General features: G+C 75.4%; 9 protein-coding genes. 6 read left to right on the top strand and 3 right to left on the bottom strand.

Annotation, left to right across the window (positions count from 1 at the left end):
• Positions 1-16 precede the first annotated feature (16 nt).
• From IF99_RS0125260 to moeZ, 4 genes are all read left to right on the top strand, one after another.
• Positions 17-1,213, top strand: coding sequence for a hypothetical protein (locus tag IF99_RS0125260; RefSeq protein WP_030999676.1), 1,197 nt, complete (start codon positions 17-19; stop codon positions 1,211-1,213).
• 118 nt (positions 1,214-1,331) lie between these two features.
• Positions 1,332-2,345, top strand: coding sequence for an NAD-dependent epimerase/dehydratase family protein (locus tag IF99_RS0125255; protein WP_030999674.1), 1,014 nt, complete (start codon positions 1,332-1,334; stop codon positions 2,343-2,345).
• A 466-nt stretch (positions 2,346-2,811) separates the two neighbouring features.
• Positions 2,812-3,528: a spherulation-specific family 4 protein gene (locus tag IF99_RS0125250; RefSeq protein ID WP_051703682.1), complete on the top strand. Its 717-nt coding sequence runs from the start codon at positions 2,812-2,814 to the stop codon at positions 3,526-3,528.
• Positions 3,529-3,591: 63 nt separating this feature from the next.
• Positions 3,592-4,770, top strand: coding sequence for an adenylyltransferase/sulfurtransferase MoeZ (gene moeZ, locus IF99_RS0125245; RefSeq protein WP_030999670.1), 1,179 nt, complete (start codon positions 3,592-3,594; stop codon positions 4,768-4,770).
• Positions 4,771-4,842: 72 nt separating this feature from the next.
• On the opposite strand, the gene IF99_RS0125240 is transcribed toward moeZ, so the two are convergent.
• From IF99_RS0125240 to IF99_RS0125230, 3 genes are all read right to left on the bottom strand, one after another.
• Positions 4,843-6,414 carry an alpha/beta hydrolase gene (locus IF99_RS0125240; protein ID WP_107049011.1) on the bottom strand — a complete coding sequence of 524 codons (1,572 nt, stop codon included), beginning with the start codon at positions 6,412-6,414 and terminating at the stop codon, positions 4,843-4,845.
• 221 nt (positions 6,415-6,635) lie between these two features.
• The gene (locus tag IF99_RS0125235) at positions 6,636-8,234 is read right to left on the bottom strand and encodes an alpha/beta hydrolase (RefSeq protein ID WP_030999666.1); all 1,599 of its coding nucleotides are present in this window, start codon (positions 8,232-8,234) and stop codon (positions 6,636-6,638) included.
• A gap of 83 nt (positions 8,235-8,317) precedes the next feature.
• Positions 8,318-11,230, bottom strand: coding sequence for a lysylphosphatidylglycerol synthase domain-containing protein (locus tag IF99_RS0125230; protein ID WP_030999664.1), 2,913 nt, complete (start codon positions 11,228-11,230; stop codon positions 8,318-8,320).
• Positions 11,231-11,517: 287 nt separating this feature from the next.
• On the opposite strand from IF99_RS0125230, the gene IF99_RS0125225 reads away from it, so the two are divergent.
• Together IF99_RS0125225 and IF99_RS0125220 are read left to right on the top strand one after the other, a co-directional pair.
• Positions 11,518-11,913 carry an MGMT family protein gene (locus tag IF99_RS0125225; RefSeq protein ID WP_030999662.1) on the top strand — a complete coding sequence of 132 codons (396 nt, stop codon included), beginning with the start codon at positions 11,518-11,520 and terminating at the stop codon, positions 11,911-11,913.
• Positions 11,914-12,028: 115 nt separating this feature from the next.
• Entirely contained in the window at positions 12,029-15,394 is a 3,366-nt protein-coding gene (locus tag IF99_RS0125220; protein ID WP_030999660.1) for an ATP-dependent helicase, read from the top strand.
• Positions 15,395-15,618 lie beyond the last annotated feature (224 nt).

Raw genomic sequence — 15,618 nt, 5'->3', positions numbered from 1 at the left:
CCCTGGAGACCCCCCGATGAGCAGCCCGACCCGCACGCCGACGGGCGAGGCCGACGGCGAGCGGCCGGGAGCGCCCGGCCCTGACCCCGCCGTTCCCGGCCCCGCGTCGCCCGCCGCCGCGGCCTCCGCCGTCGACCCCGTCAAGAGCCTCATGCTCATCCACCACGACCTGTGCGCCGACGCCGTCGACCCGCTGGAGATCGCCGCCGGGCTCGAAGCGCGCGGCGTCACGGAGCGGACCGCCCGCGCCTACCGGCACCGTGACGTCTTCGCCCTCGCCGAGGAGATGTACGCGCGCGCCCCGCACACCGAGGACCACGTGGCCGCCGAACTCCACGCGCGCCCCGCGGCCCCCCGCGCCCGTGGCCGCCGGGCCCTCGCACGCCTCTTCCTCCTGCCGCTCCCCGCTCTCCTCGCGGCGGCCGGGCTCGCCGCCTGGCCGCACACGGCGGGCAGGCCCCGCCTCGCGCTCGCCGCCGCGACCGGCATCGCCGTCCTCCTGGCGCTGCGCGCCTGCCTGCGCCGGGGCCCGCTCGGCAGCCCCTTCCCCGCCGCGCCCGGCACCGTCGCGTACGTCCTGCTCCTCCTCGCCGCGGCGCTCTACGGCGAAGGGCTGATCTCGCAGGCGATCAGCGGCGGCCCGGACGGCTCCTGGGCCCCGCGCACCGCGCCGCTGCTCGCGCTGCTCGCCTCGCTCGTGCCCGCCGCCGCCTGCGTGCGCGCCTTCCGGCGCGGCGCCGGAAGGCGCCTCGGCAGCAGTCGCAGCCTCGACGACTTCGCCGCCGCCGTGTGGCCGCTCCTGCTCGCGCTCTTCGCCCTCTACCTGTGCACCCTGTGGGGCCTCCTCGGCGTCAGCGCCGCGGCCCTGCACCAGGCCACCGGGCTCCTCTCGGCCGGAAGCCTCGGCGCGCTGCTGCTGCTCGCCCGCCTCATGGTCCAGCACGGCAGGGCGGAGGCCGCGCGGGCCGCGCTCCTCCTCGCCTGCGCGGGGCAGTTCCTCGCCCTCGCCTCGCTCTTCGCCTCGCGGCTCCCGGGCGCCGCCGCGCTCGCCACCCCCGTGGAACGCCTCACCGCAGTCGGCGGCACGGGAGCCGTCCCCGCGCTCGCCTGTTCGCTCGCGGTCCTCACGCTCCTCGTCCGCACCGTCCCCGCGCTCTCCCGCGCCTCCGCCCACGCGAAAGCCGCCGCGGACGCGCCGGACGAGCCCCGGTGACCCCCAGACCCTTTCCCCCTCCCGCGGAGCCGACACCGCGGGCCGAACCGACCCACGGCACCACGCCCGAAGGAGAACGCGCCATGACCCCCACCCTCACCACCCCCGGAGGTGCCCGATGAGGGTTCTGCTGATCGGAGCCGGCGGCTACCTCGGCCGCTTCGTCGCCGACCGCCTCCTCGCCGACCCGGCCGTCCAGCTCACCGTCCTGGGCCGGGGCGACGACGCCGACGTCCGCTTCGACCTCGCCACCGGCAGCCCCGGGGCGCTCACCCGCTTCTTCGACGCCGTCCACCCCGGCGTCGTCGTCAACTGCGCGGGGACGGTACGGGGCGGCGCGCGCGACCTCACCCGGCACAACACCGTCGCCGTCGCGACGATCTGCGAGGCGCTGCGGCGCAGCGGCTGCGGCGCGCGTCTCGTCCAGCTCGGCTGCGGCGCCGAGTACGGGCCGAGCCAGCCCGGCTCCTCGACCGCCGAGGACGCGGTGCCCCGCCCCGGCGGCCCCTACGGGGTCAGCAAGCTCGCCGCGACGGAACTCGTCCTGGGCTCCGGCCTCGACGCCGTCGTGCTGCGCGTCTTCTCGCCCGTCGGCCCCGGCACTCCGGCCGGGTCCCCGCTCGGGCGGCTCGCCGAGGCGATGCGGCGCGCCATGCAGTCCGGGGACACCGAGCTGAAGCTCGGCGGGCTCGGGGTGCAGCGCGACTTCGTCGATGTCCGCGATGTCGCGCGCGCCGTCCACGCGGCCTCGCTCTCGGCCGCGCAGGGCGTCGTCAACATCGGTTCGGGCCGCGCGGTACGGCTGCGCGAGGCGGCGAGCATCCTCGCCCGCGTCGCCGGCTTCAACGGCACCCTCCACGAACTCGACTCGCCCCCCGGTTTCGGTCCGGGGCTCCCGATCCGCGAGCACCACGGCGGCCACGGGCCGCTCCGCCCCGCGATCGGGCACCCGCGCGGCGAATCCGACCACACCCTCTCGGCGCCCGCCGCCCCCCACCCCTATCCCGACGGCTGCGGCCCCTGGCAGCAGGCCGATGTGCGCACCGCGCGCGACCGGCTCGGCTGGCGGCCCAGGATCAACCTGGAGGAATCCCTCGCGGACATCTGGATGGAGGCGGCATGCCGGATGTGACCGGCCCGGATGTCCGCACGGGCCGGACCGCATCCCCGGGGTGGAACCACAGCGGCGCGCCCGCCGGTGGCTCCGCCCCGGGGGAGGGGGCGGTCGCGTGAAGAACGAGCCACGGGACACACTCGGCCACGGCAGGCGCCGAATCGTATCTGCGGAGCCCGGGAGCGGGAGGGCGCAGAGGCCGAGGAGCGAGACCGCGCAGCGGCAGGGGAGCGGGACCGCGCCGGGGCTGAGGGACGGGACCGCCCCGGTGCCGGGCGGCGGGCCCGCTCCGGTGACCGGTGACGGGAGCGCGCCGGTGACCGGTGACGGGAGCGCGCCGGTGCGGCCGGGGGCGGCGCACGGGGAACGGGCGGAGGCGGGGCCTCTCCCACGCCCCGCGTGCCCCGCCGGTTCCCCGGAACGCGCGCTCCCCCGCCTCTCGCCGGGCCCCGCCCCGGCCTCTGCCCCCGGCCCGCGCCTCGCCCTGCCCGCGCTGCCGCACCCGCTGCTCGCGCCGGGGGAGTGGGCCGAGCCGTTGCGCGAGGAGGCGGGTGTCCACTGGGTGGTCCTCGACGTGGACAACGGGCCGGGTCAGCGGCCCGACCCCGCCTGCCTGCTCGCCGCCGGGCGGATCAGCAACGCCCGCAGGCGGCGCGGGCCCGGGGCCGCGCTCGTCCTCGGACGGCTCGACCTCGCGTACGGGGCGGCCAACCCGCACCTCGTCCTCGCCCAGGCCCGCGCCTGGCGCGACTGGTACCACGTCGACGGCTACTACCTGCGCCGCTGCCCGGCCGACGCCCGGTGGCTCCCCGCCGTGACCGGCCTGCTCGCCCGCGTGCGGGCGCTCGGCCCCGCCCACGTCGTCCTCGGCCACGGCGTCCCCCCGCACCCCGGCTACGCGGACCTCGGCGCCCAACTCGTCACCTTCAGCGGACCCTGGAGCCGCTACCGCTGGTCGCGGCCCCCGGAGTGGACCGCGGACCTCCCCGCCGACCGCTTCTGCCACCTCGTCCACTCGCTTCCCGCGACCCGTGTCGAGGAGGCGCTGCGGCTCGCCCGCTGGCAGGGCGCGGGCACCGTACTGGTCACGGACCGGCGCCCCCGCCCGTCCCAAGAGGAGGGCGAAATGGGGGTGTTCGCGACGCTGCCCGGCTACTGGGACGAAATCGTCTCGCGGAACGGACGTGGTGTCTCGGAATGAAAAGCGTCATGGCACTGTTACGAGCAGAAGCAGTCTTCCGAAAAACCGACCAACGGAGTTGCCGTGTCGCTGCCACCCCTGGTCGAGCCAGCCGCTGAGCTCACCGTCGATGAGGTCCGCAGGTACTCGCGCCATCTGATCATCCCGGATGTCGGGATGGACGGACAGAAACGGCTCAAGAACGCCAAGGTCCTCGCCGTGGGTGCGGGTGGCCTCGGCTCGCCGACCCTGATGTACCTGGCGGCTGCCGGAGTGGGCACCCTCGGCATCGTCGAGTTCGACGAGGTCGACGAGTCCAACCTCCAGCGCCAGATCATCCACAGCCAGGCCGACATCGGCCGCCCGAAGGCCGAGTCGGCGCGCGACACGGTCAAGGGCATCAACCCGTACGTGAACGTGGTCCTGCACGAGGAACGGCTCGAAGCCGACAACGTGATGGACATCTTCAGCCAGTACGACCTGATCGTCGACGGCACCGACAACTTCGCGACCCGGTACCTCGTCAACGACGCCTGCGTCCTGCTGAACAAGCCGTACATCTGGGGCTCGATCTACCGCTTCGACGGCCAGGCGTCCGTCTTCTGGTCCGAGCACGGCCCCTGCTACCGCTGCCTCTACCCGGAGCCCCCGCCCCCCGGCATGGTGCCCTCCTGCGCCGAGGGCGGCGTGCTCGGCGTGCTGTGCGCCTCGATCGGCTCGATCCAGGTCAACGAGGCCATCAAGCTCCTCGCGGGCATCGGCGACCCGCTGGTCGGCCGCCTGATGATCTACGACGCCCTGGAGATGAAGTACCGCGAGGTCAAGGTCCGCAAGGACCCCGACTGCGCGGTCTGCGGCCCGAACGCCACGGTCACCGAACTCATCGACTACGAGGCGTTCTGCGGCGTCGTCTCCGAGGAGGCGCAGGAGGCGGCGGCGGGCTCGACGATCACTCCGAAGCAGCTCAAGGAGTGGATCGACGACGGCGAGAACATCGACATCATCGATGTCCGCGAGCCGAACGAGTACGAGATCGTCTCGATCCCGGGCGCCCGCCTGATCCCGAAGAACGAGTTCCTGATGGGCAACGCCCTCCAGGACCTCCCGCAGGACAAGAAGATCGTCCTGCACTGCAAGACCGGCGTGCGCAGCGCCGAGGTCCTCGCCGTCCTCAAGTCCGCCGGCTTCGCCGACGCGGTCCACGTCGGCGGCGGCGTCATCGGCTGGGTCAACGCGATCGAGCCGGAGAAGCCGGTGTATTAGGCGGGAGCGGGCGGCCCTGCGCGCAGGGCCGCCCGCCTTCTGGGGCGGAGTCCCGTGACGACGGCGCCGCCGTCAGCGGCACTCCTTGCCCGGGGCGGGCACCTTGCCGCGTACCAGGTACGCGTCCACCGTGTCGTCCACGCACCGGCTTCCGCTCCCGTACGCCCCGTGGCCCTCTCCGTGCCAGACCAGCTCGACGCCCACGCCCTCGCCGAGTTCCCGCGCCATCCGGGCCGCTCCCTCGAAGGGGGTGGCCGGGTCGCCCGTGTTGCCGACGACCAGGATCGGCGGGGCGCCCGGGGCCGAGACCTCGGGGGTGGTGCGGTCGCCCTTCGCGGGCCAGTCGTGGCACCAGCCCGCCGTGTCCCAGCCGAGGTAGGGGCCGAAGACGGGGGAGATCGCGCGGAACTCCGTGAGGCGGGCGCGGGCCTCGGCGGCGGTGGGGCGGGTGCGGTCGTCGGCGCAGGAGATGGCGCGCTGTGCCTGCGCCTGTTTGCCGTAGTGGCCGTCCGGGTCGCGGTCGTTGTAGGAGTCGGCCAGGGCGAGGAGCGGTGCGCCGTCGCCGGCCTCGGCGGCGTCGAGCGCCCGCGTCAGCTGGGGCCAGGACGCCTCGCTGTAGAGCGGCGAGACGAGGCCCACGACGGCCAGCGACTCCGTCAGCTCGCGGCTGCCGACGGGGAGCGGACGCGCGTCCAGCTTCTTGAGGAGCGCGGCGGCCTTCGCCGTACCCGCCTTCGGGTCCTCGCCGAGCGAACGGAAGTACGCGTCCAGCGCCCGCTGGAAGCCCCGCGCCTGCCCCTTCGCGTGCTCCACCGTGTCCGCCGCCGGGTCCACGACCGCGTCGAGGACCATGCGGCCCACGTGTCGCGGGAAGAGGTGCGCGTACGTGCCGCCCAGCTCCGTCCCGTACGAGACGCCGAAGTAGTCGAGCTTCGCCTCGTCGAGGACCGTGCGGAGCAGATCGAGGTCCCGCGCGGTGTTCGCCGTCGTGAGCTGCGGCAGCAGCGCGCCCGTCGCCTTGGCGCAGCTCTTCCCGAAGGCGCGCGCGTCGGCGAGGAAGGCGCGCTCCTCGGCGGGGGTGTCGGGGGTGAGGTCGACGGTGCGCTCGGCGCGGGCCACGGCCGCGTCGTCGCGGCAGTCCACCCGCGCGCTGCCGCCGACGCCGCGCGGGTCGAAGCTCACCAGGTCGTACGCGCGGTGCAGCGTCCCGTACCCGGCGGCGAAGAGCGGCAGCAGGCTCACGCCCGAACCGCCCGGGCCGCCGAAGTTGAAGACGAGCGAGCCGCGCCGCTCGCCCGTCGCCGCGCCGCGGATGACCGCCATCCGCAGTGTGTCGCCCGTCGGCTCCGCCCAGTCCACCGGCACGGTCAGCTTCGCGCACCGCCACTCGCGCCCCGGCGCCGCGTGCCCCTCGCTCGCCGCGCACTTCTTCCACGCGAGCTTCTGTCCCGTGAGCGCACGGGGCAGACCGGGAGAGGCGGAGGAGGAGGGGGTTGGCGCCGAGGCGGAGGGGGATGCGGGCCCCGGGTCGCCCCGCTCCTCGCCTCCCGAGCCGCCCCCCGCACACCCGCCGAGCACGACGAGTAGCGCGAGCACGAGGGCCACGACACCCCACGGCCCCTCCGCCGGCCGCCGGAGCGTCACGCCCTCCCCGCGCCGGAGCGCCGCCCCGTTCCCGTACCGCCGCACAGCCCCCGTACCCCGCACGTGCCGCTCCCCTCCCCGCCTCGCGAGAGAACCTCGCGGGCACCGCGCCGCCCTGACGCGGTGTCCGCCATCGTACGAGCCGCCACTGACAGTCATCTTCCGGTCACGCTCCGGGGGTCATGGGTGCGCTCGCCGGCGCGCGGTCACCCGTCTCCGGCTCACCCGCACACGGTCCCCGCCTTCGGCACCGTCCCGTCCAGCAGGTAGCCGTCCACCGCCTTGCGCACGCAGGGGTCGCCGCTGTCGTACGAGCCGTGCCCCTGGCCCTTGTACGTGATCTCGACGCCGACGCCCTTGCCGAGCTGCTTCGCCATGCGCGCCGCGCCCTCGTAGGGGGTGGCCGGGTCGCCCGTGTTGCCGACGACCAGGATCGGCGGGGCGCCCGGGGCCGAGACGTCGGGGTGCGAGGCGGCGCCGCGCACGGCCCAGTCGGTGCAGCTGACGAGGGACCAGGCGAGGAAGTCGCCGAAGACCGGGGACGCCTCGCGGAACTCCGGGAGCTTCTTCTCGACATCCGCCATCAAGTACCGCTCCTTGTCGTCGGCGCAGTTGATGGCGACGTTCGCGGCGGTGATGTTGGAGTAGCTGCCGTCCTCGTTGCGGCCGTTCATCGCGTCCGAGAGCGCCATCAGGACGCGCCCGTCGCCGTCGTACGCCTGCTGGAGTCCTTCGCGCAGGTAGGGCCAGTAGTCCTTGGAGTAGAGGGCCTGCGCGATGCCGCCCGTGCCCGCCGACTGCGTCAGCCGCCGTTCCCCGAGGCCGGGCAGGGGCTTGCTGTCGAGGTCCTTCAGGAGCTTCGCGACGCGCTTCTCGATCGCGGCCCGGCTGTTCCCGAGCGTGCAGTCCTCGCCCTGCTTGACGCAGTCGTCGGCGAAGTTGTCGAGCGCGAGCTGGAAGCCCTTCGCCTGGCCGAGGGAGCCCTGCGCGCTGTCCTCGGTGGGGTCCACGACGGCGTCGAATACGGCCCGGCCGACGTTCTTCGGGAACAGGTGCGCGTAGACGCCGCCCAGCTCGGTGCCGTACGAGATGCCGAAGTAGTGGAGCTTCTTGTCGCCGAGCACCTGCCGCAGGAGGTCCATGTCGCGCGCCGCGTCGGTCGTCGAGACGTGCGGCAGGATCGCGCGGGAGTTCTTCTCGCACGCGGCGTTGAAGTTCTTGGTGGCCGTGACGAACTCGTTGCGCTCGGCCTCGTCGTCGGGGGTGTTGTCCTGCGCGAAGTACTGGTCGAGCCGCTTGTCCCGCTCGCACTCCACGGGCGCGCTGCGCCCCACGCCGCGCGGGTCGAAGCTGACGAGGTCGTAGCGGGTGCGCAGCGTCTCGTAGGTGTCGCCGAAGGCGGGGAGCGTCGCGACGCCCGAGCCGCCGGGGCCGCCGAAGTTGAAGACGAGCGAGCCGATGCGCTTGCCCTGGTCCTTCGCCTTGGCGCGGATGAGCGCGAGGTCGATCGAGGCGCCCTTGGGGTGCTTCCAGTCCAGCGGCGCCCGCATCGTCGCGCACTGCCACCGCGTCCCGCCGGGCAGGGGGGACGGCTTGTCGCCGGTGCCCTGGGCCTGGTCGGGGGCCGGGCAGCTCTTCCAGCTCAGCGACTGCCCGCGCGGATCGCTGCCGCTCGCGCCGTTCGTCGGCCCGCCGCCGCCCCCGCTGTCGTCGGAGCAGGCGGTCAGGGACACGGCGAGGCTCAGACCGACGAGGACGGCGGCCCCGGCGCGCGGCCGGGCACGGCGGGAGGGGCGGCGGGGCGGGAGCGAGTGAGGCATGGGACCCATCCTGGGGGCTGGTACGGGGGAGGCGCTCGGGGCGGGGGCCGGGCGGGTGAGGCCGGCCCGGACCGTGTACCCGGTTACAGTGCGCCTCTCCGGGTGAGCTGGTTGAAGCAGAGCCAGCCCGGCAGGACCGGCAGCCAGAAGGTGAGGAGGCGGAAGAGGATGACGGAGGGAAGGCCGATCGAGAGCGGCACGCCGAAGGCGAGGAGCCCCACCGAGAGCGCCCCCTCCACCGCGCCGACGCCGCCGGGGGTCGGCGCGGCCGAGCCGACGGCGTTCCCCGCGAGGAAGACGACGGCGACGCTCGCGAGGCTCACGTGCGTCGAGGAACCGCCCAGCGCCCGCACCGAGGCGTCCAGGCACATCACGAAGCAGGCGGTGAGCGCGAGCATCCCGCCGATGCCGGTGAGGAGCTTCGAGGGGCGCTGGAGGACGTCGAGCATGCGCGGCACGACACCGGCGAAGAGCGAACGCACCCGGGTCACCACGAAGCGCCGCAGGAACGGTACGGCGGTGACGACCAGGACGAGCACGGCGGCGGTGAGCAGACCCGCGATGACGGTGCGGGACGGCGAGAGCGAGGGCGTCTTCTCCGTCCCCGTCAGATAGCCGAAGGCGAGGAGCAGCACGATGTGCGAGGCGAGCCCGAAGAGCTGTGAAGCGCCCACGCTCGCGACCGCGAGCCCGGGGCGCACGCCCGCGCGCTGGAGGAAGCGCGTGTTGAGCGCGAGACCGCCGACCGCGGGCGGCGCCACGAGCTTCACGAAGGAGCCCGCGACCTGCGCCGAGATCGCGCGCGGCCACGGCACCCGCTCGGGCACGAAGCCGAGCAGGCTCATCGCGGCGGCCACGTAGCTGAGCGCGGAGAAGGCGGCGGCGGCGGCGACCCAGCCCCACCGCGCCTCGTGGAGGATCTTGTCGAAGTCGATCGTGCTGAGCTGCGCGAGCAGGAAGTACGCGGCGATCGCGCCAGCGATGAAGGTGACGAGCGTGCGCGGGCGCACGCGCTCCAGGCGGGCGGGCTCGACGGGGGCCTGCGGGCGGACGCGCAGCACCTCGTGGCGGATCTGCGCGAGCAGGTCCTCCTCGCGGGCCTCGTCCATGGCCTCGTCGATGGCGCGCTTCTGCGCCTGCCGCTCGCCGCGGGCCGCCTTGCGCCCGCTCTCCTCGGCCTCCCCGGCCTCACCGCGGGCCTCCTTGCGCGCCTCGGCGGCGGAGAGCACCGCCTGCCGCTCCCGCTCGGCGCGCTCGCGGCTCAGGCGGCGCAGGGTCGCGCGCGTGGAGCGGGAGAGCGCGATCGGCTGGAGCAGCGGCAGCGCGTCGGCGATCTTGTCCGGGCCGAGCACGTCGACGGCGGCGGCGACCGCGCGCTCGGCGCCGACGCGCAGGCCGAGCGTGGTGAGGAGCTGGCTGACGTCCATGCGGAGCACGAGGTCGCCCGCCGCGATCTCGCCGCCGCGCAGGTCGGTGAGGATCACGGTCCCCTCGCGGTCCACGAGGATCGCGTCCCCCGTGAGCCTGCGGTGCGCGATGCGCCGCGACTGGAGCGCCCGCACCTGCCGCCACGTGTCGCGCATGAGCGCGTCGGTGATCGCGGCGTCCGGGAGCGCGTCGAGACTGCGGCCCCCGGTGTGCTCGTAGACGAGCATGACGGCGTCGGGACCGAGCTCGGACGTCGCGATGAGACGCGGGGCGTTGGCCCCGGCCGCGATCGCCGCGTAGGCGAGCAGCGCCTCCTGTTCGAGTGCCTGGCGCAGCGTCTGGAGGCTGCGGCCCGTCGTGACGGTACGCAGGGTCAGGCGGCGCCAGGCGCGGTAGTAGAAGCCGTGCGCCTGCTGCTCGCGGTCGACGACGGTGACGTCGAGCGGCGGCCCGTCCTCCAGCCTGACGAAGTACTGCCGCCCGCGCTCCGCCTCCTCGGCGTCCTCGGCGGCGCGCGCCGCCGAGACGGGGCGGAAGCCGACGTGGCGCAGCCCGGCGAGCAGAGTGCGCCCGGTGGGACGCACGTTCGGCGAGCCGACCGCGTAGAGCGTCCCGTAGGCGACGGACCAGCCGATGAGCACGGTCAGGACGATGGAGAACGGCGTCGTGTAGCCGACGACGAGCATCGCGAAGGCGTCGAGCAGCAGCACGACCCACAGCACGACGCGCCACCGCGGTCTGCGCGCCATCCCCACGGCCGTCATGTACGCGATGACGGGGGCGAGGTAGCCGTGCACCGGGTCGGTGAGGACGTGGACGTCGGCGGGGGACGGCTGGGTGAGCGCGTCCTTGATCGACTGCGGCGCCGAGTCGGCGACCCACAGGTCCGTCGCGAGCGTCACGCCGTGCGCGAGGACGGCGGCGAGCACGCCGTCGGCGATGCGCAGCCCGTCCCGTTTGACGAGCCGTTCGATCGCGAAGGCGACGGGCACGAGCAGCACGGCGATGCTGGAGGCGAGCCCGGCGAACTTGATCAGCAGATCCGGTGCCTCGCCCGTCCCCCTGTTGATGTCCTGTTCGAGCCCGGACGTCGTCCCGTGCGCGAAGGCGGCGACGCCGAGCACGACCGCGAGGGCGAGCACGCCGACGCACAGCCGCAGCAGGTCGTACGGGCGGTGCACGCGCGCGGGCAGCAGCGGCTCGTCCCCCTCCACCTGGTCGGCGTGCACGACCTCGGGCTCGGGGGAGGGGGAGGGGTGGGCGCCGACGGCGAGGGGGGCGTGCCCCTTGGCGGAAGCCTTGCGGAGAGGCACGGGGGCGGCCTCGTCCGTGCCGCCTGGCGGGGTGCGGGGTCCGTCCGCGCCGCCGTGCGGGGCACGGGTCTCTTCCGTGCCGCCTGGCGGGGTGCGGGGGCCGTCCGGGGTGCGGGTGTCGTCCGCGCCACGGGTCTCGTCCGGGCCGCCGTGCGGTGCCCGCTCCTCCGGGGACGGTTCTCCCGTGGCCGGTACCCCCGGGGCCGGTTCCCGCGGGGCCGGTCCCCGCGGGTCCCGTTCCTGGCGGGGAGACACGCCGGCAGAGCTGTCCGGCTCTTCGGATCGCACGCTCTGCCGCCTCGGGGTCTCGGAAGTCTCGGGTACTTGTCGGTTCGGGATCACCTGTCACCGCCCGCACGATGGTGGCACGGCCTGACCGCACCCTGGGGCATCAGGGTGCAATTCGGGAGCGTGGGCGGCAGGGCCCGCGCCCCCTGACACCCTCCCGCAGCCCGCGCCGGGAGGGGACCCCATCGCCGTCGTGTCGGCCCCGGACGTGGAGACCGCCCCCGCTGTCGGAGGCGTGCGGCAGGATGGGCGGGATGAGCGAGCAGCACGACCCCGGACCCCCGGCCCCTCCGTACGTCGACCGGGTGCTCGACGTCGCCGCGCGCATCCCGCCCGGACGGGTAATGACCTACGGGGACATCGCCGCCTGGCTGGAGGAGGAGCGCAGGGAACACGAGGACCTCGGCCTCCCCGGCGAGCCCCCGCGCCGCGTCGGGCCGCGCCAGGTCGGCCGCGTCCTGTCCCTGTACGGGGACGAGGTCCCCTGGTGGCGCGTCGTCCGCTCCGACGGCACCCTCCTCCCCGGCCACGAACTCCGCGCCCTCGCCCACTACCACGCGGAGGGCACCCCGCTGCGCCCGAGCGTGAGCGAGGACCACCTCCCCCGCGTCGACGTGCGCGGGGCCCGGTGGCACGGGGTCGAGGAGTGAGGGCCGTGCCCGTGCGCAAGCACACACCCGCGGCCCCGCCCCACGACTTCGCCCCGCCCCCACGAGGGACGTAGCGTCGAACCCCCGACGACCCCACCAGGACCGGCCAACCACAGTGAGCACCTCCTCCCGCACCTCGTCCCACGCCGCGCGCCCATGGGCCGGGCGGCGGAGCGCGGGCGGCTACCGGCTGGTGCGCACCCCGCGGACCCCGCCGGGCCCCGTCCCTCTGGACGCGCACCAGCGGGCGGTGGTTGAGCACGCCTCCGGACCTCTCCTCGTCCTCGCGGGTCCCGGCACCGGCAAGACCGAGACGCTCGTCGAGTCCGTCGCCGCCCGCGTGGAGGCGGGCGCGGACCCCGAACGCCTCCTCGTCCTCACCTTCAGCCGCAAGGCCGCCGTCTCGCTGCGCGACCGCATGGCCCTGCGCATCGGCCCCGCCTCGGCCCCCCGCGCCACGACCTTCCACTCCTACGGCTACGCCCTCGTCCGGGCCCACCAGGAGGCCGGCCCCGACGGTTCCCCGGTCCGGCTGCTCTCCGGGCCCGAGCAGGACCTCGCCGTGCGCGAACTCCTGGAGGGCGAGATCGCCCTCGCGGCCCAGGGGCGGGGCCGGGTCCGCTGGCCCGGTCAGCTCCGTGCCTGCCTGACGACGCGAGGCTTCGCCGACGAGGTACGCGCCGTGCTCGCCCGCAGCCGCGAACTCGGCCTCGACCCGGCCGCCCTGCACCGCTTCGCGCGCCGCACCGGCCGCCCCGACTGGCAGGCCGCCGCCGCGTTCCTCGCCGAGTACCTCGACGTGCTCGACCTCCAGGGCGTCATCGACTACGCCGAACTCGTCCACCGCGCCGACCTCCTCGCCCGCCGCCCCGACGTCGCGAGGGAACTCGCGCACGCGTACGACGCCGTCTACGTCGACGAGTACCAGGACACCGACCCCGCCCAGGTCCGCCTCCTCGAAGCGCTCGCCGGACAGGGCCGCACGCTCCTCGCCTTCGGCGACCCCGACCAGTCGATCTACGCCTTCCGGGGCGCCGACGTGAACGGCATCCTCGGCTTCTCCGACACCTTCCGCACGACCAGCGGCGCCCCCGCCGCCGTCGTCGTGCTCCCCACCGCGCGCCGCGCGGCGCGCCGGGTGCTCGACGCGACCCGCGCCCTGACCCTGCGCATCCCCCTCACCCGCCTCCCCGCCGCCGCCGTCCGCGCCCACCGCGCCCCCCTGCCCACCCGCGAGGGCGGCAGCGTCGAGGTCTACACGTGCCCGAGCCCGGGCGCCGAGACCGAACACGTCGCCGACCTCCTGCGCCGCGCCCACCTGGAGGACGGCGTGCCGTGGGGCGAGATGGCCGTACTGCTCCGCGCGGCCCACCGCCTCCCCGCCCTGCGGCGCTCCCTCACCGCCGCGGGCGTCCCCGTCGACACGGCGGGCGACGAACTCCCGCTCCGCCTCGAACCGGCGGTCCAGCCCCTCCTGACGGCCCTGCGCGTGACGGCGGAGGCGGAGGCGCGCGGCGAGACGGTGATGGCCGAGGCACGCGGCGAGGCGGGGGCGGCCGAGGCACGAGCTGGGACGGCGGAGGCCGGGGCGAGCGGCGAGACGGGGGAACCCGAACCGTCCCCGGAGCCTTCCTGGATCGCCACCGAGACCGCCCTCGACCTCCTCGCCTCCCCCCTGTGCGGCATGGACGCGGCCGATCTGCGGCGCCTCGGGCGGGCGCTGCGCGCCGAGGAGCGCGCGGCCGGCAACCCCGTACCGCCCCCCTCGGACGTGCTGCTCGCGCGCGCGCTCGCGGAGCCGGAACGGCTCATCGCGCACGACGCCGCGTACGCGAAGGCGGCGCGCACGCTCGGTCTCCTGCTCGCCGGGACGCGCGCGCTGCTCGCGAAGGGCGGCACGGCGGAGGAGGCGCTGTGGGAGCTGTGGAACGGGACGCGGTGGCCCACGCGCCTGGAGCGGGCCTCGCGGCGCGGGGGCGCGGCCGGCCGCAACGCGGACCGCGACCTCGACGCGGTGTGCGCGCTCTTCGCGACCGCCGCGCGCGCCGAGGAACGCACGGGCGGGCGCGGCGCGCTCAACTTCCTCGCCGAGACCGAGGCGCAGGAGATAGCCGCCGACACCCTCTCGGGCCGCACCGTCCGCCCCGACGCCGTCCGCCTCATGACCGCCCACCGCGCGAAGGGCCTGCAATGGCGGCTCGTCGTCGTCGCGGGCGTGCAGGAAGGCGTGTGGCCCGACCTGCGGCGGCGCGGTTCGCTCCTGGAGGCGGACCGCATCGGCAGCGACGGCCTCGCCGAACCGCTCACGCCCGGCGCGCTGCTCGCCGAGGAGCGCAGGCTCTTCTACGTGGCGGCGACGCGCGCGGCGGACCGTCTCGTCGTCACGGCGGTGAAGGCCCCGGCCGAGGACGGCGACCAGCCCTCGCGCTTCCTCACCGAACTCGACGTCGCACCGCGCCATCTCACCGTCCGTCCACGCCGCCCGCTCGCCGTGCCCGCGCTCGTCGCCGAACTGCGCGCGACGACCGTCGACCCGCACGCCTCGCCCGCGCTGCGCGAGGCCGCCGCGCGCCGCCTCGCCCGCCTCGCCGCGCTCACCGACGGCGACGGCAGGCCCCTCGTGCCGACCGCCCACCCGGGGACGTGGTGGGGCCTGGCCGACGAGACGGTGAACGAGGTCCCCGTGCGCGACCCGGCGCAGCCGCTCGCGCTCTCGGCGAGCGCGCTCGGCCAACTCGTGGACGTGTGCGCGCTCCAGTGGTTCCTGGGCCGGGAGGTACGGGCCGAGGCGCCCGCGAGCACGGCGCAGGGCTTCGGCAACGTCGTCCACGTCCTCGCCGACGAGGTCGCGACCGGACGCAGCCCCGCCGACCTGGACGTCCTGATGGAACGCCTCGACACGGTGTGGGACGGCCTCGCCTTCGACGCGCCGTGGAAGTCGGCGCAGGAGAAGGAGAACGCGCGCGCGGCCCTGGAGCGCTTCCTGCGCTGGCACGTCCTGGACCGCACGGGCCGCACCCCGGTCGCGAGCGAGCACCCCTTCGACGTGACGCTCCCCGCAGGGGACCACGAGATCCGCATCAGGGGCACGATGGACCGCGTCGACGCCGACACGCGGGGCCGGGCGTACGTCGTCGACTTCAAGACCGGCAAGAACGCCCCCACGGCGGCCGAGGTCGATCACCACCCCCAGCTGGCGGTCTACCAGCGCGCGGTGGCCGAAGGCGCGGTGGGCCCCCTGACGCCGGGCGGAGCGGAACTGGTCCACCTGCGCCTGGAAGCCTCCCGGAAGGACCCCCTCTCCCCGAAGGTCCAGTCCCAGGACCCCCCCGAGGGCGACTGGCTCCCCGGCCTCCTCACGGAAGCCGCGGCCCGCGTCCTCGACGAACGCTTCCGCCCCACCCCGGGCCCCCACTGCGACCACTGCGCCTTCCGCGCCTCGTGCAGCGCGAAGGAGGAAGGAGGCCACGTGGTGGACTGACCCCCGACGCCCCCACCACCGGCCCCTTCAACGCCCGCCCCCTCCACCCAGCCCGTCACGCTCCCGGCCACCGCATCCCACCCCCTCACGGCCACCACACCCCAGCCCCTCACGGCCACCGCATCCCAGCCCCTCGCGGCCACCACATCCCAGCCCCTCACGGCCCCCACATCCCAGCCCCTCCGGCGCTTGAGGAGCGGGGCCCGGGGCGGAGCCCCGAAACC

This window comes from Streptomyces sp. NRRL F-5630 (genome assembly GCF_000719475.1).
GTDB lineage: Bacteria > Actinomycetota > Actinomycetes > Streptomycetales > Streptomycetaceae > Streptomyces.
Note: the sequence above shows the minus strand (reverse complement) of the source record. Positions and strands in the feature narration are given on the sequence as shown.

Coding starts and splice junctions, on each gene's coding strand:
- IF99_RS0125260 (WP_030999676.1), top strand. CDS start 17: ATGAGCAGCCCGACCCGCACGCCGACGGGCGAGGCCGACGGCGAGCGG.
- IF99_RS0125255 (WP_030999674.1), top strand. CDS start 1,332: ATGAGGGTTCTGCTGATCGGAGCCGGCGGCTACCTCGGCCGCTTCGTC.
- IF99_RS0125235 (WP_030999666.1), bottom strand. CDS start 8,234: ATGCCTCACTCGCTCCCGCCCCGCCGCCCCTCCCGCCGTGCCCGGCCG.
- IF99_RS0125225 (WP_030999662.1), top strand. CDS start 11,518: ATGAGCGAGCAGCACGACCCCGGACCCCCGGCCCCTCCGTACGTCGAC.